This is a genomic window from Massilia sp. FBCC-B171, assembly GCF_059134155.1.
Genome location: NZ_CP101443.1, coordinates 2176231 through 2195779, shown reverse-complemented (window position 1 = coordinate 2195779; position 19549 = coordinate 2176231). Strand labels below are relative to the sequence as shown.

The window sequence follows — 19549 nt, the reverse complement described above, 5'->3', positions numbered from 1 at the left end:
AGCAGGCCAACATTTACAGGAGCATCCGGGCGGCCATGGCCGGTCGTGCTCCCGGGACTGACCGCGATGGCCGATGTTCGCCGTTTCAGGAACCGCGCGCAGGCCGGCAAGCTGCTTGCAAAAGCGCTTGCCGCTTACGCGCAGCGGCCGGACGCGATCGTGCTTGCGCTGCCGCGCGGCGGCGTGCCGGTCGCGTTCGCGGTGGCGATGTCGCTCGAACTTGCGCTCGACATCCTGCTCGTGCGCAAGCTGGGCTTGCCGAGCCAGCCCGAGTACGCGATCGGGGCCGTCGGCAGTGGCGGCGTGCGCGTACTCCAGCCGGGTGTGCCCGGGCTGATGGGCGTAACGCAGGAACAGGTCGACGCGATCACCGCGCGCGAGCTGCTTGAAATCGAACGGCGCAGCCGCCTCTACCGGGGCGGACGCGCCCAGCCGGTGCTGGAAGGACGCGACGTCATCATCGTCGACGACGGTATTGCCACCGGGTCGACGATGCAGGCCGCGGTCCAGGTGGCGCGCGGACACGGCGCCCGGCGCGTCGTCGTGGCTGCGCCCGTGGCGCCGCCCGACACGCTGGCGGCATTGGCGCCGCTGGCCGACGAACTGGCATGCCTGGCCGCACCGCCGTTTTTCAGGGCGGTCAGCCAGTGGTACGACACGTTCGACCAGACGAGCGACGAGGAGGTGCAGGACTTGCTGGCGATGGCCTGGCGTACCGAGGCCCTTCGCCCGCCCCATGAACAACTGCGACAACCCAACAGAGAGGACGGAACATGAGACATACCACTACCACCGACCACAGCATCGAAGCACGCGATCTTGCCAAGCTGCTGGGCGGGGCCGCCGCTGGCGCCCTGCTGATGTACATGCTCGACCCGGACCGTGGCGGCGCACGACGCGCGACCTCGACCACGGCGCTGCGCAATGCAGGGTCGCGTACCGGCAGTGCGCTCGGCAATGCATGGCACGGCATTGGCGAGCGCATCGGCTCGGCCGCGCGCCATGCCGGCGAAGCCGCGGGCGCGCTGCTCGACGATGCCGGCAAGACGGGCGGCAAGTATATCGACGAGGCCAGCAGCACGGCCGGCAAGTATCTCGATGAAGCCGGTTCGCGCGCAAAAAGCACCTACGAGTCCGCCAAGCCGAACGGCTCGGCGCGCCACGTCTACGACGACACGGTAGCCGGCGCTTCGCGCATGCTCGATTCCGCTTCGCACAGCGCCAGCGCCGCGGCGTCGCGCCTGGGCCGCATGGCCGGCCAGGCCGTCGACAGCGCTTCCAAAGCCCTGCACATCGAAGACCGCAAGGACCTGGCCTCCCTGCTGCGCAACCCGGCCGTGGTTGGCGGCGGCCTGCTGGGCCTGCTTGGCCTGTTCCGCCGCTCGCCGGTGGCCGGCGCGGTTGGCCTGGCCGCCCTTGCCCTGGCAGCACGCAGCAATGCCACCGGCGGCAGCCTCGGCTCCTCGCTATCGAGCCTGCTCGGCAGCGGCAGCGGTCGCGCCCGCCCGATCGACCTGGAAAAGACGATCCGCATCGACGCCTCGCCGTCCGAAGTCTACGAGATGTGGAACAACTACGAGAACTTCCCACGCTTCATGTCGCATGTGGTCGACGTGCGCGACCTCGGCCGCCGTCGTTCGCACTGGACGGTGCAGGGTCCGGCAGGCACCCAGTTCGAGTTCGATTCGGTGCTCACCGAGCAGAACAAGAACCGCCGCCTGGCCTGGCGCAGCGAGCCCGGTGCCCAGATCCCGAATTCCGGTGCGGTCGAGTTCGAGCCCTACCGCGGCGGCACCCTGGTCACCGTGCGCCTGTCCTATTCGCCGCCGGCCGGCGCGCTCGGCCATGCGGCAGCTGCGCTCTTCGGTTCCGACCCGAAAGGCCAGATGGACGACGACCTGGCACGCATGAAGCATTACATCGAGCGCGGCGCCATCCCGCACGATGCCGCCCAGCGCGAGAAGTCGGGAAGCCGCTTCTTGCACTGACACAGGTTCGTATGCCATGACAGCGGCGATCGACATCAGCGCCGCGGCGCTGGCCGCTGCCGCCCACCCGCTCTCTGGCGGGGCAGGCGACTACGACGCCCTCATGAAGCTCGTGGGCGACGCCCGCTTCGTGCTGCTCGGCGAAGCGACCCACGGTACCCACGAGTTCTACGAGGAACGGGCGCGCATCACCCAGCGCCTGGTCCGCGAAAAGGGTTTCACCGCTGTGGCGGTCGAGGCCGACTGGCCGGACGCCTACCGCGTCAACCGCTATGTCCGCGGCGAAGGACCGGACGCGAATGCCGACGAGGCCTTGTCTGGCTTCGAGCGTTTTCCGGCATGGATGTGGCGCAATACCGACGTCGCCAACTTCATCGACTGGCTGCGCACGCACAACGCGGGCCTGCAGGCCGATCCCAAGGTCGGGTTCTACGGGCTCGATCTCTACAGCCTGTTTACCTCGGTGCGCGAAGTTGTGCGTTATCTCGAGGAGGTCGATCCCACCGCCGCCGAGGAAGCCCGGCGACGCTATGCCTGCTTCGACCACTACGGCGAAGACAGCCAGCACTATGGCTACGCAACCGGCGTCGGCATGTCCGAATCCTGCCAGCAAGGGGTACTGACCCAACTGCACGAACTCCAGCAGCGCGCCTACGACTACATGCGCGCCGACGGCGCCTCGCGCGAGGACGCCTTCTTCTACGCCCAGCAGAACGCGCGCCTGGTCAAGAACGCCGAAGAATACTACCGGACCATGTTCCGCGGCCGGGTCTCATCCTGGAACCTGCGCGACAGCCACATGGCCGAGACACTCGACGCGCTCACCCGCCACCTCTCGAAGGATGGAACGCCGGCAAAAATCGTCGTCTGGGCCCACAACTCCCACCTCGGCGACGCGCGCGCGACCGACATGGGCAGCCTGGGCGAGTGGAATGTGGGCGAACTGGCGCGCAAGGCCTATCCCGGCCAGACCTGCCTGGTCGGCTTTTCCACCCATGACGGCCAGGTCACCGCGGCTTCGGCCTGGGACGGTCCGGCCGAGCGCAAGCGCGTGCGGCCCGGCATGCCCGGCAGCGTCGAAGCATTGCTGCACCACGTCGGCCTGCCGCGCTTCTACCTGCACCTGCGCGACGAGGGCGCCACGCGGCGCCTGCTGCTCGAGCGCCGCCTCGAGCGCGCGATCGGCGTGCTGTATTTGCCGCGCACCGAACGCCAGAGCCATTATTTCCATGCCGAGGTGGCCGAGCAATTCGACGCCATCATCCACATCGACACCACCCAGGCCTTGACGCCGCTCGACGCGACCAGTGGCTGGCATTCGGATGAGCCGCCGGAGACCTACCCGGAAGGGATCTAAGCAAGTCGGGTGACAAATAACTTTCCACTGCCACACTTTTCCTTGCCGCCTTTTGATACGATGCCGAGGTTCAATATCTGGCAAGGAAAGTCGATGAGTAAATACACGCTGAACATCAACGGCAAGCCGCGATCGGTCGATGTTGATGCCGACACGCCGCTGCTGTGGGCGCTGCGCGATTCGCTCGGCCTGGTGGGCGCGAAGTACGGCTGCGGCGCGGGCCAGTGCGGCGCCTGCACCGTGCACATCGACGGCGCCCCGGCGCGTTCCTGCCTGATGCCGGTTTCCAGCATCGGCAAGGCAAAGATCACGACCATCGAAGGCCTGCACAAGCAGCACCAGCACCCGCTGCAGCTGGCCTGGCAGGAACTCGACGTGCCGCAATGCGGCTACTGCCAGTCGGGCCAGATCATGAGCGCCTGCGCTTTGCTCAAACAACATCCGCAGCCGACCGACGCCCAGATCGACGAAGCCATGGCCGGCAACCTGTGCCGCTGCGCGACCTATACGCGCATCCGCGCCGGCATCCACCGCGCCGCCGAGATCGCCGGCGCCAAGAAGGGCAAGGCATGAACGCGCCCCACTCCACTTCCCGCCGCGGCTTCCTGAAAACCGCTGCCGCCGGCGCCCTGGTCATCGGCATGGGTCCGGGCGGCGTGCTGGCCGCAAAGAATGCCGCCAGCGCCGCCGCTGCGGAAGCCGGTTTCTCCCCGAGCGTTTTCATCCGCATTGGCACCGACGGCGTCGTCACGCTGATCTCGAAACAGCCGGAAATCGGCCAGGGCATCAAGACCTCGCTGCCGATGGTGATTGCCGAAGAGCTGGAAATCGACTGGAAGGATGTGCGCATTGTCCAGGGCGACCTGAACCCGGCCTATGGCAGCCAGGGCGCGGGCGGTTCGACCTCGACCCCGACCAATTACAACGACTTCCACCGCCTCGGCGCGACCGCACGCACCATTTTGGTGCAAGCGGCGAGCCAGGCCTGGGGCGTGCCCGCCGCCGAGTGCCGCGCCGCGCACGGCGCCGTGGTCCATGCGCCGACCGGCCGCAAGCTCGGCTATGGCGCGCTGGTCCCGGCAGCGACGAAACTGGCGCTGCCCGATGCGGCCCAGGTCCAGCTCAAGGATCCGGCCACCTACACGCTGCTGGGTACGCGTATCGGCGGCGTCGACAACGGGGCAATCATCAGCGGCAAGCCGCTGTTCGGCATCGACGTGCAACTGCCCGGCATGCTGTACGCGGTCTATGCGAAATGCCCGGTCTTCGGTGGCAAGCCGCTCAAGGCCAACCTGGCCGCGGTCAAGGCCCTGCCGGGCGTAAAGGATGCCTTCATCATCGACGGCACCGACAACCTGAACGGCCTGCGTCCAGGCGTGGCGATCGTCGCGACCTCGACCTGGGCCGCCTTCAAGGCGCGCCGCGCACTGGAAGTGAGCTGGGACGAAGGCGTCGGCGCCGGCCACAGCTGGGCGGCCTTCAGCGCCCAGGCCAAGGCCGCGGCCGGCAAGCCGGGCGGCACGGTCATGCGCCAGGATGGCGACGTGCGCGCAGCCTTTGCGGGCGCCGCCAAAACGGTGGAAGCGAGCTACAGCTATCCCTTCATCTCGCACGCGAGCATGGAGCCGCAGAACTGCACCGCCTGGTTCAAGCCGGAGCAAGGCACGCTCGAATTGTGGGCGCCGACCCAGAACCCGGGCGCCGGCCAGGCGCTGGTCACGAGCACCTTCGGCATTCCGAAGGAAAAGATCGTCCTGCACATCATCCGCAGCGGCGGCGGCTTCGGGCGGCGCCTGTCGTCCGACTTCATCGTCGAGGCCACGGCGATCGCGCAGAAAGTCGGCGTGCCGGTGAAACTGACCTGGACCCGCGAAGACGATTTGCAGCACGACCATTTCCGTCCGGGCGGTTTTCACCACCTGCGCGGCGGGGTCGATGCAAACGGCAAGCTCGTTGGCTGGCACAACCATTTCGTCACCTTCGCCAACCGTGTCGAACGCGAGGGCAAGAGCCTCCTGCAGCCCGGCAGCGGCGGCAACCTGTCGGGCGACGAATTCCCGGGACGCTGGCTGGCCAATTGCCTGCTCGAACAAACCGCCCTCGAATGCCGCATTCCGATGGGGCCGTGGCGCGCGCCGGGCAGCAGCGTGTTTTCCTGGGTCTTCCACAGCTTCATCGACGAACTGGCCCATGCCGCCGGGCGCGACCCGGTCGAGTTCCGCATGGAACTGCTAGGCGACAAGGACATCGTCCCGGGTACGGGCGAGCGCGGCCAGCCGTACAGCGTCGCGCGCATGAAGAATGTCTTGAAGGCGGTGGCGGAGAAATCGGGCTGGGGGACAAGGAAATTTGCCCGCGGCCAGGGCGCCGGCATCGCCTTCCACTTCAGCCACCGCGGATATGTGGCCGAGGTGGCTGAGGTCACGGTCTCGAAGTCGGGCGAACTGAAGGTGGACCGCGTGGTCGTGGTGGCCGACATCGGCGCCCAGATCGTCAACCTGTCCGGCGCAGAAAACCAGGTGCAGGGCTCGGTGATCGATGGCCTGTCGACGCTGATGCATCCGGAACTGAATATCGAAGGCGGCCGCGTCGTGCAAAGCAATTTCCACGACTACAAGCTGCTGCGCATGCCGGACACGCCGGCCAAGATCGACATCCATTTCCTGAAAACCGATTATCCGGTCACGGGACTGGGCGAACCGGTGCTGCCGCCGCTGGCGCCGGCCGTCTGCAACGCGATCTTCGCCGCCACGGGAAAACGGGTGCGTGAGCTTCCGCTCAGCAAGACGGATTTGAGCTGGAGTTAGGTCGCGATTAGCGCCTGGTTCAGGCGCCGTGGGCCGGGTCGTTGTCTACGCCGCCGTGGTATTCCAGAATCGCGGCCGCCCGCGCAAGCTGCGATGCATCGGCCACCGTGACCGTCACCATGCACAAATCCCCCCGGTCGGCCGGCTTGAACACGTCCTCGTAGTCGGTCCCGCCTTTGACCGCGGGCGAATCGCCGACATAAAAATTGCTCTCGGCAGGGCCGGCTTCGTCGGTGGTGACCTTGATATCGATGCCGTTCTTGTCGAAGCCCTCGTCCGGCAAGCCCTTGCGCGCAGCTTCGGCGGCGTCAAAACTGGGCAGCATGCGTACGATTTGTTGGTTCATGGTCGCTCCATTGTTGCAGTAATGACCACCGTACCAGAATCCCTTTCCCGGCGGCGCCCGCTCGCACCGCGCCAGTGACGCGCGCCGACTGTTGGACATCGGCGACGCCTGAAACGGAACACCGCTTTCGCATCCATTTGCGCTCGCCCAAACACGAATGTTTAGTACAATCAGGAAATGTTGTGGCGTGCGGAGGCCACAAGCTGACACAGTGTTAATCATTTACCCATAGCTCATAAGAAGATGAAGATTTCGCGCCGCATTGCCGCCTCCCGTCCCCTGGCCACGACCGCCATGCATGGCCGTGTCGAAGCCTTCCGCAACGAGGGCATGGGCATCATCGATTTCTCGATCGCGATCTCGCATTTCACGCCGCCCGCCTCCGTCCTCGACGCCGTCACGCGCGCGGTGCAGGAAGAGCGCACCATGCCCTACACGGGCGTTGCCGGCGCGCTCGACGTGCGCCGCAGCCTGTGCGCCAAGCTCGAACGCGAGAACGCCGTCGCGGCCAACGCCGCCGAAATCATCGTCACCAACGGCGCCAAGCAGGCGCTCTACGAAGCCCTGTATGCGATGACCGATCCGGGCGACAGCGTCCTGATCTTCAAGCCGCACTGGCCGGCCTATGTGACCACCTGCCAGCTGCTCGGCTTGAAGCCGGTGCTGGTCGACCTGCCCGACACCCTCACGCCGGCGTTCCTTGCAGCCTGCCCGGCCGCCGACCTGGTCATCATCAACAACCCGCACAACCCGACCGGCAAGGTCCATACCCGGCAGGAGCTGGAACACCTGTGCGCCTGGGTGCATGGCAGCGGCGCCCAGGTGATCGTCGACGAGAGCTACGAGCACCTCAGCTTCGGCCCGGCCCACACCAGCTTCGCCACCCTGTGCGACTGGCGCGCGCTGGGCGTGGTGACGATTTTCTCGGCCTCGCAAAGCTATGCGATGATGGGCTGGCGGCTCGGCTTCGCACTGGCCCCGCTGGAAATCGCCAGCGCCATGCAGACCCTGCAAGGCCCGATCACCGCCGCGACCTCGCACCTGGCCCAGGTGGCCACCGTCGCCGCCTTCGACTGCGGCCCGCAACGGCACATGATCGATGAATACCGCGCGCGGCGCGACGCGGTGCTGCGCCATGTGCGCGAAGTGCCGTGGATCGAGATGGCCTGTCCGGATTCCGGCCCTTATCTATGGGGCGACGTGCGCGCCCTGACCACGGACACCGAGGCGTTTGCCGAAGCGCTGCTGGCCGAGGAAGGCGTAGCCATCATGCCGGGGGATGCGCTCGGCGTTCCCGGCTTCATCCGCATCGGCTACATCTGCGACGATACGGTGACCCTGATGGAAGGCCTGCGGCGTTTGGTCGCCTTTGGCGACCGGCTGGCGGCGGACCGATGAAGCTCGCCCGGACTCCCTTCAAACTGAGCAGCCTGCGCAGCCGGCTGATGCTGCTGGTCGCGCTGGCGATCCTGCCGCTGGCCCTGATGACGATCCTGGGCGGCATGCGTGAGCGCGAGCAGGCGATCGAAGCCTCCGAGGACAACCTGCGCCGCCTGACCAACCTGGCCGCGGCCAACGAGGCGCAGTCGGTCGAACGCGCGCGGCAGATCCTGGTCGACCTGGCCAGCGTGCCCGACCTGCTCGGCGAAGCGCCGCGCTGCAATGCGCTGCTGGCGGACGTCCTGGACCGCAACGAAGGCTATGTCAACTTCGGCCTGATCCAGCTGAACGGCGACGTTACCTGCAGCGCCGTGCCGATGCTCCATCCGGTCAACCTGGGCGACCGCAGCCACTTCAAGCGCGCCATCCTCGAGCGCCGCTTCATCGCCGGCGACTACGTGTTCGGGCGCGTGATCCGGCGCCACACGATCAACCTCACCTATCCCGTGATCGACCGCAGCGGCAAGGTCACCGCCGTCGTTTTTGCTGCGATGGACCTGGCGGGCCTGGACACCTTTGTGGCCGACATCGACCTGCCGCCCGGCTCGGTGCTGGTGACGACCGACGCCAACGGCACCATCATCTCGCGCCGTCCCGATCCGGAGCGCTGGTTCGGCACCAAGGTGTCGCCCGCCATGCGCGACGCGATGCGCGAGTCGCTCAAGACCGGCACCCGCCACGCGGTCGCACTACGCGACGACGACGATGTCGAGCGCCTGCATACCTTTGCCCGCGTCGGTGCGCCTTCGCTGTCGGACTATACGGTCACGATCGGCATTCCGGTCGAGACGGTGACGGCCGGCGCGCGCCGCGCCCAGCTGATGTCGCTCGTCGGCCTGGCCGCCACCACCATGCTGGCCCTGCTGGCGGCCTGGCTGGCCGGCGACGTGCTGATCGTGCAGCGCGTACGCAAACTGAAGGACACGGCGCGCCGCATCGCCGCCGGCGACCTCGATGCGCGCTCGGGCATCGCCTACGAGCGCGAAGAGATCGGCCAGCTGGCCGAAGCGCTCGACGAGATGGCAGCCACGCTGCAGAAGAAGGAAGCGGCCCGGAGCCTCGCCGAGCGCGAACTGCGCGCGGCCGACCAGCGCAAGGACGAATTCCTGGCCATGCTGGCGCACGAGCTGCGCAACCCGCTGGCGCCGATCAGCACCGGCGCCCACCTGCTCAAGCTTCTGCACTCGGACAACGCGCAAATCACCCAGACCTGCGCCATCATCGCGCGCCAGGTCGAGCACATGACGGGCCTGGTGGACGACCTGCTCGACGTCTCGCGGGTGACGCGCGGCCTGGTCTCGATCTCGACCCAGGTGCTGGATTTGCGCAAGGTGATCGACGACGCGGCCGAGCAGATCCGCCCGCTGATCGCCACGCGCCGCCACAGCGTCGTGCTCGACCTGCCGCCGCACAGCGCGCCCGTCAAGGGCGACCACAAGCGCCTGGTGCAGGTGGTGGCCAACCTGCTGAACAACGCGAATAAATATACGCCGGAAGGCGGGCGCATCGAACTGGGCCTGGCCGAAGACGGCCCGGAATACGTGCTCACCGTGCGCGACGACGGCATCGGCATGGAGCCGCAGCTGGTGGCACGCGTGTTCGACCTGTTCACCCAGGCCGAGCGCACGCCGGACCGCTCCCAGGGCGGCCTGGGCCTGGGCCTGGCGCTGGCGAAAAGCCTGGTCGAGCTGCATGGCGGCACGGTGCAGGCGGCCAGCGCGGGCCTCGGCCAGGGCAGCATCTTCACGGTGCGCCTGCCGCGCCACACCCAGGAAATGATGGCGCCGGTGGTCCAGACGTCGCGCCACGCGCAGTCGGTCAAGCCGCTCAAGGTGCTGCTGGTCGACGACAACCTGGACGCCGCGCACACGCTGCAGCTGTTCCTGTCGGCCGGCGGCCACCGCGTCGAAATCGCCTACAGCGCCGCCGACGCGGTCGACCTGGCGCGCGTGTTCGCGCCCGACGTCTGCCTGCTCGACATCGGCCTGCCCGACTTCGACGGCAACGAACTGGCACGCCGCCTGCGCCGCCTGCCGCAAGCAACCGGCGCGACCCTGATCGCGATGACCGGCTACGGCCGCCAGCAGGACCGCGACGCCGCCGAGGCGGCCGGCTTCGATCACTACATGGTCAAGCCGGTCAATACGGTGGAGCTGTCGGATTTGCTGGCCGATGCGGCGGCGGAGAAGCATCCGCGGTAAATGACGGTCGCGGCGGTGCTGCATCGCCTGCCTGTCCAACGCCCTATCCCGCATTCCCGTATCATGTCAGCTCGACATGACGGGGAGCGGGAATGGAATCGGTCAGCGTAGTGCTTGCCATGCTGCTGGCAGTAATCGCCAGCGGCTATCTGGTGCGCATGCTGCCCTTCGCGCTGCCGCTGCCGCTGGTGCAGATCGCGCTGGGCGCGGTGATCGCCGGCGTGTTCGGCCATGGCGTCACGCTCGACCCCGAAATCTTCTTCCTGCTGTTCCTGCCGCCGCTGCTGTTTCTCGATGGCTGGCGCATCCCGAAGGTGGGGCTGTTCCGCGACAAGGGCATCATCCTCGAACTCGCGCTGGGCCTGGTCGTCTTCACGGTGCTCGGCGCCGGCTTCCTGATCCACTGGATGGTGCCCGAGATGCCGCTGGCGGTCGCCTTTGCCCTGGCCGCGATCGTGGCGCCGACCGATCCGGTGGCCGTCGCCTCGATTACCTCACGGGTGCCGATTCCACGGCGCCTGATGCACATCCTGGAAGGCGAATCGCTGCTCAACGACGCCACCGGCCTGGTGTGCTTCCGCTTCGCCGTGGCCGCCGCCATGACCGGTGCCTTTTCGCTGGCGAGCGCGTCGGCCACCTTCCTATGGTTGGCGCTGGCCGGGGTGGCCTGCGGCGTGGTGATCACGGCCACGGTCGCTTTCGTGCAGCGCGTCGCGGCCCAGCGCCTGGGCGAAGAACAAGGTTCGGCCATCCTGATCAACCTCCTGACTCCCTTCGGCGCCTATCTCGCGGCCGAGCACATCGAAGCGTCCGGCATCCTGGCCGCCGTGGCGGCCGGTATCACGATGAGCTATGTCGAACTCTCCGGCCGCGCGCTGGCCACCACCCGGGTGCGCCGCGCCGTGGTCTGGGACACCGTGCAGTTCGCCCTCAACGGCGTGATGTTCGTGCTGCTGGGCGAACAGCTGCCCGACATCGTTGAGCGTTCGCTGAACGACGCCCGGCTGGACGCGCGCATGACGCCCCTGTCGCTGGTCGGCACGGCGCTCGCGATCAGCCTGGCGCTGATCCTGCTGCGCCTGGTCTGGGTCTGGGTGTCGATGCGCCTGACAATCCTGAAAGCGCGGCGCCACGGCCAGGAGGTCTACACGCCGAATTTCCGCCTCGTGATCGCCACCTCGCTGGCCGGCGTGCGCGGCGCCATCACCATGGCCGGCGTGCTGACGCTGCCGCTGACGCTGCCGGGCGGCGCGCCCTTCCCCGGGCGCGACCTCGCCATTTTCTACGCCAGCGCCGTCATCATCGTGTCGCTGCTGGTGGCCAGCATCGGCCTGCCGCGCGTCCTGAAGGGGCTGGAAGTGCCGGAGGAATCGAGCGAGGAAGCCGAGGAAGACCACGCGCGCCATGAGGCCGCCGTCGCCGCCATTGCCGCGATCGAAAAGGCGGCGCACGCCCACCTCGAGCAGGAGCATGATCCGGACGTGCATGCCGGCGCGGCCGAGCATGTGCGCGGCATCTACGAGCACAGGATCGGGGGCGACGGGCTGTACGACCCGGCGCGCGTGCGGGTGGCCGAAGTGGCCGAGCGCGAGTACCGCCTGACTGCGCTGCAGGCGGAGCGCCAGGCGATCCTCGCAATGGTCCATGCGCGCACCCTGTCGGACGAGACGGCGCGCAAGCTGCTGCGCGAGATCGACCTGGTCGAGGCGCGCTACCGCTGAATTGGTCTGCGCCTGCGTTAGCTCCCGAACGGTGTGAACTAGTGAAAAGCGTAATATCGGCCGGGTCCGTTTCACTTCCGAGCCGCGCCATGACCCTTGACACCACACCGCAAGACGCGGCCCCGCTGTCCGATCCGCCCGCCGCCGCCAAGGCCGCCGGCCTGCGCTACGTCCATGACGACAAGCCCGGCATCCGGCGCGAGCCCGGCAAGGACGGTTTCACCTATACCACTCCAAAAGGCGAGCCGGTCGAGGACGAGGCGACGCTCAAGCGCATCAAGTCGCTCGTCATTCCGCCCGCCTGGACCGACGTCTGGATCTGCCCGCAGGCGAACGGCCACCTGCAGGCCACCGGGCGCGACGCGCGCGGGCGCAAGCAATACCGCTACCACCCGAAATGGCGCAGCGCGCGCGACGAGGTCAAGTACGAACGGATGATCAACTTCGGCAAGGCGCTGCCTAGCATCCGCGCCGAAGTCGACCGCGCCCTGAAACTGCCGGGCCTGCCCCGCGAAAAAATGCTGGCGACGATCGTCTACCTGTTGGAAGCGACCATGATGCGGGTCGGGAACGAAGAATATGCGCGCACCAACAAGTCGTTCGGCCTGACGACCCTGCGCAACCGCCACGTGACGGTCGACGGCAGCGCCATCGAATTCAAATTCCGGGGCAAGAGCGGCGTGTTCCACAAGATCCACGTGCAGGACCGGCGCCTGGCGCGCATCATCCGCAGCACGCGCGACCTGCCGGGCCAGGAGCTGTTCCAGTACCTGGACGAGGATGGCGAGAGCCACAGCATCGATTCAAGCGACGTCAACGATTACCTGCGTTCGATTACTGGCGAAGAGTATACGGCCAAGGATTTCCGCACCTGGTCCGGCACCGTGCTGGCGGCCCTGGCGCTGCAGGAATTCGAGAAGTTCGACTCCGAAACCCAGGCCAAGAAGAACATCGTGCGCGCCATCGAATCGGTCGCGCAGAAGCTCGGCAACACGCCTTCGGTCTGCCGCAAGTGCTATGTACACCCGGCCGTGCTCGACGCCTACATGGAAGGCGCCGTCATCGAAGCGATGCGCGAGCGCGCCGAGCAGGAGCTGGTCGAAGACCTGGCATCGCTCCAGCCCGAGGAAGCGGCCGTGCTCGCGATGCTGCAGCAGCGCCTCCAGCACGAGGCCGAAGCCGCTGCAGGCAGACAGCGCAAGGCCGCCTGATTCCACCCACATTGTAAAGGACCTCCATGAGCAAACAGAAAACCGCCTCCACGTTCGACTTGCAGGCCGGCCGCGTCGCCATCGAATGCGTCGCCCGTTTCGAGCACCAGGTAACCGGCGTCACCGTGTCCGAGGACAACCGCATTTTCGTCAACTTCCCGCGCTGGACCGAGGACACGGCAGTGTCGGTGGCCGAGCTGCAGCCGGACGGCAGCATCAAGCCCTATCCAGATAAAGAATGGAACAGCTGGCGCAATGCGCGCAAGGACGAGGTGTCGGCCGAGGATCATTGGGTCTGCGTGCAGAGCGTCGTCGCCGACGGCCGCGGCAGCCTGTGGGTGCTCGACCCGGCAGCGCCCGCGCAGAGCCATGTCGTCGAGGGCGGACCGAAGCTGGTGCGGATCGACCTCACCACCGACGAAGTGAGACAGACCGTCTCATTTGACGAAGACGTGGCGCCGCAAGGCTCCTACCTGAACGACGTGCGCTTTTCGCCGGATGGCGCGCATGCCTACATCACCGACTCCGGCGTGCAGGGGGCGATCGTGGTGGTCGAGGTCGCGAGCGGCAAGGCGAAACGCGTGCTCGATGGCGACCCGTCGACGCAGATGAAGAAGGGACTGGACGTGAAGGCCGACGGCCAGGTGCTGCGCCGCCCGGACGGACGCGGCGTCGAGTTCTCGTCCGACGGCATCGAACTGTCCGGCGACGGCGCCTACCTGTACTGTCAGGCGATCAAGTGCGACACCCTGTACCGCGTCAAGACCGACGTGCTGCGCGGCGCCGGCATGCGCGGCGAGGATGTGTCGGGCAGCGTCGAGCCCTATGGGAAGAATGGCGTGAACGACGGCCTGTTGATCCCGCGCGGGACCAACCGCATGCTGCTCAGCAGCCTCGAGATGGACGCCATCGCCATGCGCGACCTCGACCAGGGCGCCCACGCCCCCATCGAGACCCTGGTGCAGGACAAGCGCCTGCGCTGGCCCGACACCTTCAGCCAGGGTCCGGATGGCGCGGTGTACGTGACCACCTCGCACATCCAGGATTCAGCCTTCTTCAAGCCGGATGCACCAAGCGCGCTGCCGACCGAGTTGTGGAAGCTGCGCCCGGCCGATTAAGCTGCATCAAGCCTGCCCGCTGCCCGGCTCCTGCACCCCGAACACCTGGCGCAGGTAAGCCAGGAAGGTCTCGTCGGTGCACATCGATTTGCCCGGCGTGTCCGACAGTTTCGCCACCGGCTGCCCATTGCAGCGCACCAGCTTCATGACGATGTTCAGCGCTTTATACGGCGTGTCGTTGGTGAGCTGGGTGCCGATGCCGAAGCCCGTCATCGTACGGTCGGCGAAGTGGCGGTACAGGGCCAGCGCCTTGGGCACGGTCAGCGCGTCTGAAAACACGAGGCGCTTGGTGCGCGGGTCGATACGCAGCTTGGCGTAATGGGCCAGCGCCTTCTCGCCCCATTCGAGCGGATCGCCCGAATCGTGGCGCAGGCCGTCGAACAATTTGGCGAAGTACAAATCGAAATCGGCCAGGAAGGCGTCCATCCCGACCACGTCGGTCAGCGCCGTACCGAGGTCGCCCCGGTATTCCTGCACCCAGTCCTCAAGCGCTGCCTTCTGGAAGTCGCGCAACCGCACGGGGAAGGCCTGGAAGGCTTGCAGGTATTCGTGGGCCATGGTCCCGATCGGCACCAGGTTGTACTTGCGCGCCAGGTGCACGTTCGAGGTGCCCTTGAAGAACTGGGGCAGCTCGCGCGCCAGGGTCGAGACGACTTCGTCCTGCCACTCGCCAGAGAAGCGGCGGCGCACGCCGAAGTCGAAGAATTCGAAGGGATTGACGCGTTTCGGCTCCTGGTCGAAGTCGCGGAACTGCGCGATCTTCAGCGCCAGGCGCTTGCGGGCCTCGAGAATCGCCGCCCCCTGGTCGAAGCGGCGGAAGTACAGTTCGTTGACGATGTAGAGCACATAGATTTCGAAGCCCATCACGTGCACGACCGGGCCGCAGGCGCGGATGCGCAGGTGCGGCCCGTCAGTTTCCACTGTGATGAATTTGCGCTGGAAGCGGAACACGGTGAGGAAGTCGGCGAAGTCGCTCTTGATGAAGCGCAGGCCGCGCAGGTAGGCGATTTCTTCGTCCGTGAACAGCATCTCGCACAGGTGGTCGAGTTCGCGTTCCACCTCTTCTTTCAGCTCGGCCAGCGGATAGTCGGGCTGGTTACGGCACAGGAATTCGTATTCGCCATGGGCGTTCGGATGGCGGTGCAGCAGGGCCTGCCACATCGTGAATTTATACAGGTCGGTTTCCAGCAAACTGCGGACGATCGGCTTCATGGCTACTTTCGGCGGGCTCAAGCCGCTTGTTTCTTCTGGCGTTTTTTCGGGGCCAGCATGGTGCCGCTGCACCCCGGGGTACCGCAGCGGCATTCGAACAGCTTCTTCAGGGCCGGCGTGTGGCGTTCGTCGTAGATCAGCGCGTAATTGTAGTGCATCTCCTGGCCGGCCTCGATCGGGTGGATCGCGTGGATGTAGACGCGGCCCTCGTCTTCATAGGCTTCGCAGTTGGGCGAACAGGCGTGGTTGATCCAGCGCGCATCGTTGCCGCGCCGGCCGCCGTCGATCACGCGGCCGTCGTGCAGGCTGAAATAGAAGGTGTGGTTGATCGGGCCGCCGCGCTCTTCGGCGCGCTGGGTGGCGTCATCCCAGCTGATGCGCTCGCCGCGGTATTCGATGATGCGTTCGCCCGCGTCGATGTGGCGCCGGGCGAAGACGCCGTTGCCGTGGACGGGGGACTTCTTGACTTCATAGGCCAGGTCGGCCTTGGCTGCGGGTGTGGTGGGCATGGTGGCTCAGGTGAACGGAAAAGGTAGGCAAATGCGACGCGCATGAAGCATCCTTGCCATTATGGTAGGTTTTTAGCGCCTGTGCCGCACATGCGTTCGTTCTGGCAAAGAAGCGCACCGCGCCGTGATCAGGCCCCCAGGTCTTCCTCGCGAAACTCGGTCCCCGTACCCGGCACCGTGTCGCGCACCGCTTCCTGCTTGCGCAGCTCGACCCGGCGGATCTTGCCCGAGATGGTTTTCGGCAGTTCGCGGAACTCGATGCGGCGGATGCGTTTATAGGGCGCCAGCCGTTCGCGGGCAAAGGCGAACAGTTCGCGCGCCAGTTCCGGGCTCGGCTCGACGCCCTGGCGCAGCGTGATGAAGGCTTTCGGCACCGACAGGCGCAGCGCATCGGGACTGGGCACGATCGCCGCTTCCATCACCGACGGGTGCTCGACCAGCACGCTTTCCAGCTCGAAGGGGCTGATGCGGTAGTCGGAGGATTTGAAGACGTCGTCGTTGCGCCCGACGTAAAAATAATAGCCGTCCTCGTCGATCAGGGCGGTGTCGCCGGTATGGTAAAAACCGGCGCGCATGGCGTCCGCCGTTTTTTCCTCGTCGCCTTCGTAGCCCAGCATCAGCGCCAGCGGGCGCGGCGTCAGTGCCACCGAGATTTCGCCCTCCTGCGCCGGCTGGTCGTCGATGTCGAGCAGCGCAATCGAATAGCCCGGCAATGGACGGCCCATCGAGCCCGGCTTGACCAGCTGGCCCGGCGGATTGCCGATCTGCGCCGTGGTTTCGGTCTGGCCGAAGCCGTCGCGGATCCGGATGCCCCAGGCGCGCTCGACCTGCTCGATGACTTCCGGGTTGAGCGGCTCGCCCGCCCCCACCAGTTCGCGCAGCGGCGGCTTCCACTGGCTCAGGTCTTCCTTGATCAGCATGCGCCAGACCGTCGGCGGCGCGCACAGCGAGGTCACGCCGCAGCGCTGCACGGTGTCCAGCGCCGCCTTGGCACTGAAGCGCTCGTAGTTAAACACGAACACGGTGGCGCCCGCATTCCAGGGCGCGAAGAAGCAGCTCCAGGCGTGCTTCGCCCAACCGGGAGAGCTGATGTTCCAGTGCACGTCGCCGCGCTGCAGGCCGATCCAGTACATGGTCGACAGGTGGCCGACCGGATAGCTTTGGTGGCTGTGCAGCACGAGTTTTGGCTGGGCGGTCGTGCCGGAGGTGAAGTAGAGCAGCAGCGGGTCGTTCGCGCCCGTCGCGCCCTTCGGGGTGAAGACGCTCAGCACGCGCCGGCAATCGTCGAAGTCGTGCCAGCCGTCCAGGCTGCCGCCGACGGCGATGCGGGTGAAGTTGCCCGTCACCCCCTCGAATTTGTGGGCGTCCGAGACCTGGACGATCACGTGGCGCACCCGGCCCCGTTCCATGCGGTCCTGCAGGTCGGCGGTCGACACCAGCATCGTGGTCGGCACCAGCACGGCGCCGAGCTTGATCCCGGCCAGCATGATTTCCCACAGTTCGACCCGGTTCGGCAGCATCAGGAGCACCCGGTCGCCGCGTTCGACGCCGCATTGCTGGAGGTATTGTGCGACCTGGTTCGAGCGCGAGGCCATGTCGGCGAACGAGATCTTCTGCTCGCTCCCGTCCTCTTCAACTACCCACAGCGCCGGCGCGTGGTTGTCCTTGGCTTCGGCGTCGAAGAAGTCGAGCCCCCAGTTGAAGCTGTCGAGCTTCGGGGCCTGGTAGCCGCGGTAGGCGCTGTCGTAATCGGTGCGGTGCTGTTGCAGGAAGTCGCGTGCTTGCACGAAACGCTGGTAAGGGCTCATGGTGTCTCCTGTGCGCAGTGGTGGGTGCGTTCTGTGGGTCTGGTGCCCGTGTCTGTTCGCGCACATTGTGCCATGGCTTGGACCGTCCCGGCAGCGGCGCGCGCGCCGCGGCCGGGGCGCTGCCCGGCCGGTTTTTCAGAAACTTAGCGTGGACGGCGCAACGGCACGGAGAGCTCGCCTTCCGGCTGCATCATGTCGATCACGCGGCAGTCCCCGCACATTTTCAGGCGCTCGAGGTTGCCGGCAAAGGCGCTGTGCCCGGACAGGCGCGCCAGCATGTTTTCGATCATGTGCACGGTACCGAAAGGTTTGCTGCAGCGGATGCAGTGGAAAGGCTGGGATTCGTTGAGCACCACGGTTTGCTTGCGCAGCTCGCCGAAGGCCATGCGCGGCACCAGTGTGATGGCGTTTTCCGGGCAGGTCGTCGCGCACAGGCCGCATTGCACGCAGTTCTGCTCGACGAAACGCAGCTGCGGCGCATTCGGCGTATCCATCACGGCCGACGTCGGACAGGCGCCGACGCAGGACATGCACAGGCTGCAGGTCTGCTTGTTGACGACGATCGCGCCAAACGGCGCGCCTACCGGCAGGGCCACCGTCTCGGGCTGCTGGCGCGCGTGGCGCAGCAAATGGTCGAGCGTGTAGTCGAGCGTGTTGCGCTTGTCCTGGGCCAGGTTGAAGGTAGCGCTCTGCGCCGGGACCTCGCCGCGCGGGACGTGCTGCAAGGCCACGGCGAGCTCCTGCGCGCTTGCCACGCGCAGCAGCTGGAAGTGCGGGCCGGCATAACCGAGGCCGTCGAGCACGGTCTGTGCGACCTGCATCTGGGTGTCGAGGGCTTGCGCATACTGCGGCGCATCCGCCTTCGTCGTCAAGACCGTGATGCCGGCCGCGCCATAGCACAGGGCCGCGAGCCAGACGTCGATGCCGATCGAGGCAGTGTGGTGCAGGGCGAACGGGATCACCCGGCCCGGCAGGCCGCCGGCGGCGTCGTTCGCGACCGCCTCGATCAGCGGCGCCCCGCCCTCGCTGTGCAGCAGCAGCACCGGGTCCTGGCCGCCGGCCTCGAAATAGGCGCGCAGGGCCGCCTTGATGCGGCTGCCGGTGTGGGCGGCCGAGGGGTAGGCGTAATTCATCGCGCCCGAGGGGCAGACTGTGCTGCAGGCGCCGCAGCCGGCGCACAGGTAAGGGTTGACCTTGACCCGGTCGCCGTCGCTGGAAATGGCCTTGGCCGAACAGATGTCGATGCAGGCCGTGCAGCCGACCAGCTTGTTGCGGCTATGGGCGCACAGGCGCTCCTTGTAGGCGAAATACTTGGGTTTTTCGAAGTCGCCGGTCATTTCCATCATCTCGGCCACCGCCGCGCGGCGGTCCGCTTCCTCCACGCCCGGCGCGTAATAGCCGTGCGGATTCTGGTGGGTCGAGATCAGGGGGCTGGGACTCAAGTCGAGCACGAGGTCGAACTTGCCCTGCTCGACCGGCTGGTTCGGCGCCTGCCAGCGCGCCTCGAAGGCGCCCAGCCAGCCGGCCACGGCGACCGTGCGGGCGAGGAAGACGGGATAGGTGCGCGCGCCTACGTCGACGTTATCGAGCAGCAGCAGCGTCACCGGCAGCGCGGTCGACAAGTGCTCGGCCCAGGCCAGGGCCTGCAGCGAGCTGCCAACGACGAGGGTGCGCCCGCCGGAGCGGTAGCTGACCGAGACGCCGGGTTCGGGCGCAGGAATGGCGTCGGCGGCCAGGATGGCGGCGGTCTTGGCAAGGGCGTTGCGGCGTTCCTGCAGCGGGTCGCCGGCCTGCCCTTCCAGAAATCGGATGTTCATCGTGTACCTTGAGT

Annotated in this window: 15 protein-coding genes; 10 read left to right on the top strand and 5 right to left on the bottom strand. The window is 66.8% G+C overall.

What is annotated here, in order from left to right; translation table 11 throughout:
* Positions 1-66 precede the first annotated feature (66 nt).
* The 5 genes from NMB41_RS10050 (at position 67) to NMB41_RS10030 (ending at position 6152) form a co-directional block, all read left to right on the top strand.
* A complete protein-coding gene (locus NMB41_RS10050; RefSeq protein WP_494382308.1) occupies positions 67-777 on the top strand; it encodes a phosphoribosyltransferase in 711 nt (236 codons plus the stop codon).
* A complete protein-coding gene (locus NMB41_RS10045; RefSeq protein ID WP_494382307.1) occupies positions 774-1988 on the top strand; it encodes an SRPBCC family protein in 1215 nt (404 codons plus the stop codon). The genes NMB41_RS10050 and NMB41_RS10045 overlap by 4 nt, the downstream gene beginning before the upstream one ends.
* Before the next feature lie 16 nt (positions 1989-2004).
* Entirely contained in the window at positions 2005-3345 is a 1341-nt protein-coding gene (locus NMB41_RS10040) for an erythromycin esterase family protein (RefSeq protein WP_494382306.1), read from the top strand.
* Positions 3346-3438: 93 nt separating this feature from the next.
* Entirely contained in the window at positions 3439-3918 is a 480-nt protein-coding gene (locus NMB41_RS10035) for a (2Fe-2S)-binding protein (RefSeq protein WP_494382305.1), read from the top strand.
* Complete coding sequence (locus NMB41_RS10030) at positions 3915-6152, top strand: xanthine dehydrogenase family protein molybdopterin-binding subunit (protein WP_494382304.1); 2238 nt, start codon at positions 3915-3917, stop codon at positions 6150-6152. Before NMB41_RS10035 ends, NMB41_RS10030 begins: the two co-directional genes overlap by 4 nt.
* 19 nt (positions 6153-6171) lie before the next feature.
* Here the strand turns inward: NMB41_RS10030 and NMB41_RS10025 are convergent, their stop codons facing one another.
* Positions 6172-6498: a hypothetical protein gene (locus tag NMB41_RS10025; RefSeq protein WP_494382303.1), complete on the bottom strand. Its 327-nt coding sequence runs from the start codon at positions 6496-6498 to the stop codon at positions 6172-6174.
* A 243-nt stretch (positions 6499-6741) separates the two neighbouring features.
* Here NMB41_RS10025 and NMB41_RS10020 point away from each other — a divergent pair, with 243 nt between their 5' ends.
* The 5 genes from NMB41_RS10020 (at position 6742) to NMB41_RS10000 (ending at position 14189) form a co-directional block, all read left to right on the top strand.
* The gene (locus NMB41_RS10020; protein ID WP_494382302.1) at positions 6742-7896 is read left to right on the top strand and encodes a pyridoxal phosphate-dependent aminotransferase; all 1155 of its coding nucleotides are present in this window, start codon (positions 6742-6744) and stop codon (positions 7894-7896) included.
* Positions 7893-10139 (top strand): hybrid sensor histidine kinase/response regulator, encoded by a 2247-nt coding sequence (locus tag NMB41_RS10015; RefSeq protein WP_494382301.1) that lies wholly within the window; start codon positions 7893-7895, stop codon positions 10137-10139. The genes NMB41_RS10020 and NMB41_RS10015 overlap by 4 nt, the downstream gene beginning before the upstream one ends.
* Positions 10140-10231: 92 nt before the next feature.
* Positions 10232-11860 carry a Na+/H+ antiporter gene (locus tag NMB41_RS10010; protein ID WP_494382300.1) on the top strand — a complete coding sequence of 543 codons (1629 nt, stop codon included), beginning with the start codon at positions 10232-10234 and terminating at the stop codon, positions 11858-11860.
* Between the two features lie 89 nt (positions 11861-11949).
* Positions 11950-13071: a DNA topoisomerase IB gene (locus NMB41_RS10005; RefSeq protein ID WP_494382299.1), complete on the top strand. Its 1122-nt coding sequence runs from the start codon at positions 11950-11952 to the stop codon at positions 13069-13071.
* A gap of 26 nt (positions 13072-13097) precedes the next feature.
* The gene (locus NMB41_RS10000; RefSeq protein ID WP_494382298.1) at positions 13098-14189 is read left to right on the top strand and encodes an L-dopachrome tautomerase-related protein; all 1092 of its coding nucleotides are present in this window, start codon (positions 13098-13100) and stop codon (positions 14187-14189) included.
* A gap of 6 nt (positions 14190-14195) precedes the next feature.
* On the opposite strand, the gene pncB is transcribed toward NMB41_RS10000, so the two are convergent.
* From pncB to NMB41_RS09980, 4 genes are all read right to left on the bottom strand, one after another.
* On the bottom strand, positions 14196-15401 hold the full coding sequence (gene pncB, locus NMB41_RS09995; RefSeq protein ID WP_494382297.1) for a nicotinate phosphoribosyltransferase: 1206 nt from the start codon (positions 15399-15401) through the stop codon (positions 14196-14198).
* Positions 15402-15418: 17 nt separating this feature from the next.
* On the bottom strand, positions 15419-15910 hold the full coding sequence (locus NMB41_RS09990) for an SET domain-containing protein (RefSeq protein ID WP_494382296.1): 492 nt from the start codon (positions 15908-15910) through the stop codon (positions 15419-15421).
* Positions 15911-16038: 128 nt separating this feature from the next.
* The gene (locus tag NMB41_RS09985) at positions 16039-17718 is read right to left on the bottom strand and encodes an AMP-binding protein (protein WP_494382295.1); all 1680 of its coding nucleotides are present in this window, start codon (positions 17716-17718) and stop codon (positions 16039-16041) included.
* Between the two features lie 143 nt (positions 17719-17861).
* Positions 17862-19535: a 4Fe-4S binding protein gene (locus tag NMB41_RS09980; RefSeq protein ID WP_494382294.1), complete on the bottom strand. Its 1674-nt coding sequence runs from the start codon at positions 19533-19535 to the stop codon at positions 17862-17864.
* Positions 19536-19549 lie beyond the last annotated feature (14 nt).

Bases quoted from the DNA above. Each gene is read 5' to 3' on its own strand.
- NMB41_RS10050 (WP_494382308.1), top strand. From the start codon at position 67: ATGGCCGATGTTCGCCGTTTCAGGAACCGCGCGCAGGCCGGCAAGCTG.
- NMB41_RS10045 (WP_494382307.1), top strand. From the start codon at position 774: ATGAGACATACCACTACCACCGACCACAGCATCGAAGCACGCGATCTT.
- NMB41_RS10040 (WP_494382306.1), top strand. From the start codon at position 2,005: ATGACAGCGGCGATCGACATCAGCGCCGCGGCGCTGGCCGCTGCCGCC.
- NMB41_RS10035 (WP_494382305.1), top strand. From the start codon at position 3,439: ATGAGTAAATACACGCTGAACATCAACGGCAAGCCGCGATCGGTCGAT.
- NMB41_RS10030 (WP_494382304.1), top strand. From the start codon at position 3,915: ATGAACGCGCCCCACTCCACTTCCCGCCGCGGCTTCCTGAAAACCGCT.
- NMB41_RS10025 (WP_494382303.1), bottom strand. From the start codon at position 6,498: ATGAACCAACAAATCGTACGCATGCTGCCCAGTTTTGACGCCGCCGAA.
- NMB41_RS10020 (WP_494382302.1), top strand. From the start codon at position 6,742: ATGAAGATTTCGCGCCGCATTGCCGCCTCCCGTCCCCTGGCCACGACC.
- NMB41_RS10015 (WP_494382301.1), top strand. From the start codon at position 7,893: ATGAAGCTCGCCCGGACTCCCTTCAAACTGAGCAGCCTGCGCAGCCGG.
- NMB41_RS10010 (WP_494382300.1), top strand. From the start codon at position 10,232: ATGGAATCGGTCAGCGTAGTGCTTGCCATGCTGCTGGCAGTAATCGCC.
- NMB41_RS10005 (WP_494382299.1), top strand. From the start codon at position 11,950: ATGACCCTTGACACCACACCGCAAGACGCGGCCCCGCTGTCCGATCCG.
- NMB41_RS10000 (WP_494382298.1), top strand. From the start codon at position 13,098: ATGAGCAAACAGAAAACCGCCTCCACGTTCGACTTGCAGGCCGGCCGC.
- pncB (WP_494382297.1), bottom strand. From the start codon at position 15,401: ATGAAGCCGATCGTCCGCAGTTTGCTGGAAACCGACCTGTATAAATTC.
- NMB41_RS09990 (WP_494382296.1), bottom strand. From the start codon at position 15,910: ATGCCCACCACACCCGCAGCCAAGGCCGACCTGGCCTATGAAGTCAAG.
- NMB41_RS09985 (WP_494382295.1), bottom strand. From the start codon at position 17,718: ATGAGCCCTTACCAGCGTTTCGTGCAAGCACGCGACTTCCTGCAACAG.
- NMB41_RS09980 (WP_494382294.1), bottom strand. From the start codon at position 19,535: ATGAACATCCGATTTCTGGAAGGGCAGGCCGGCGACCCGCTGCAGGAA.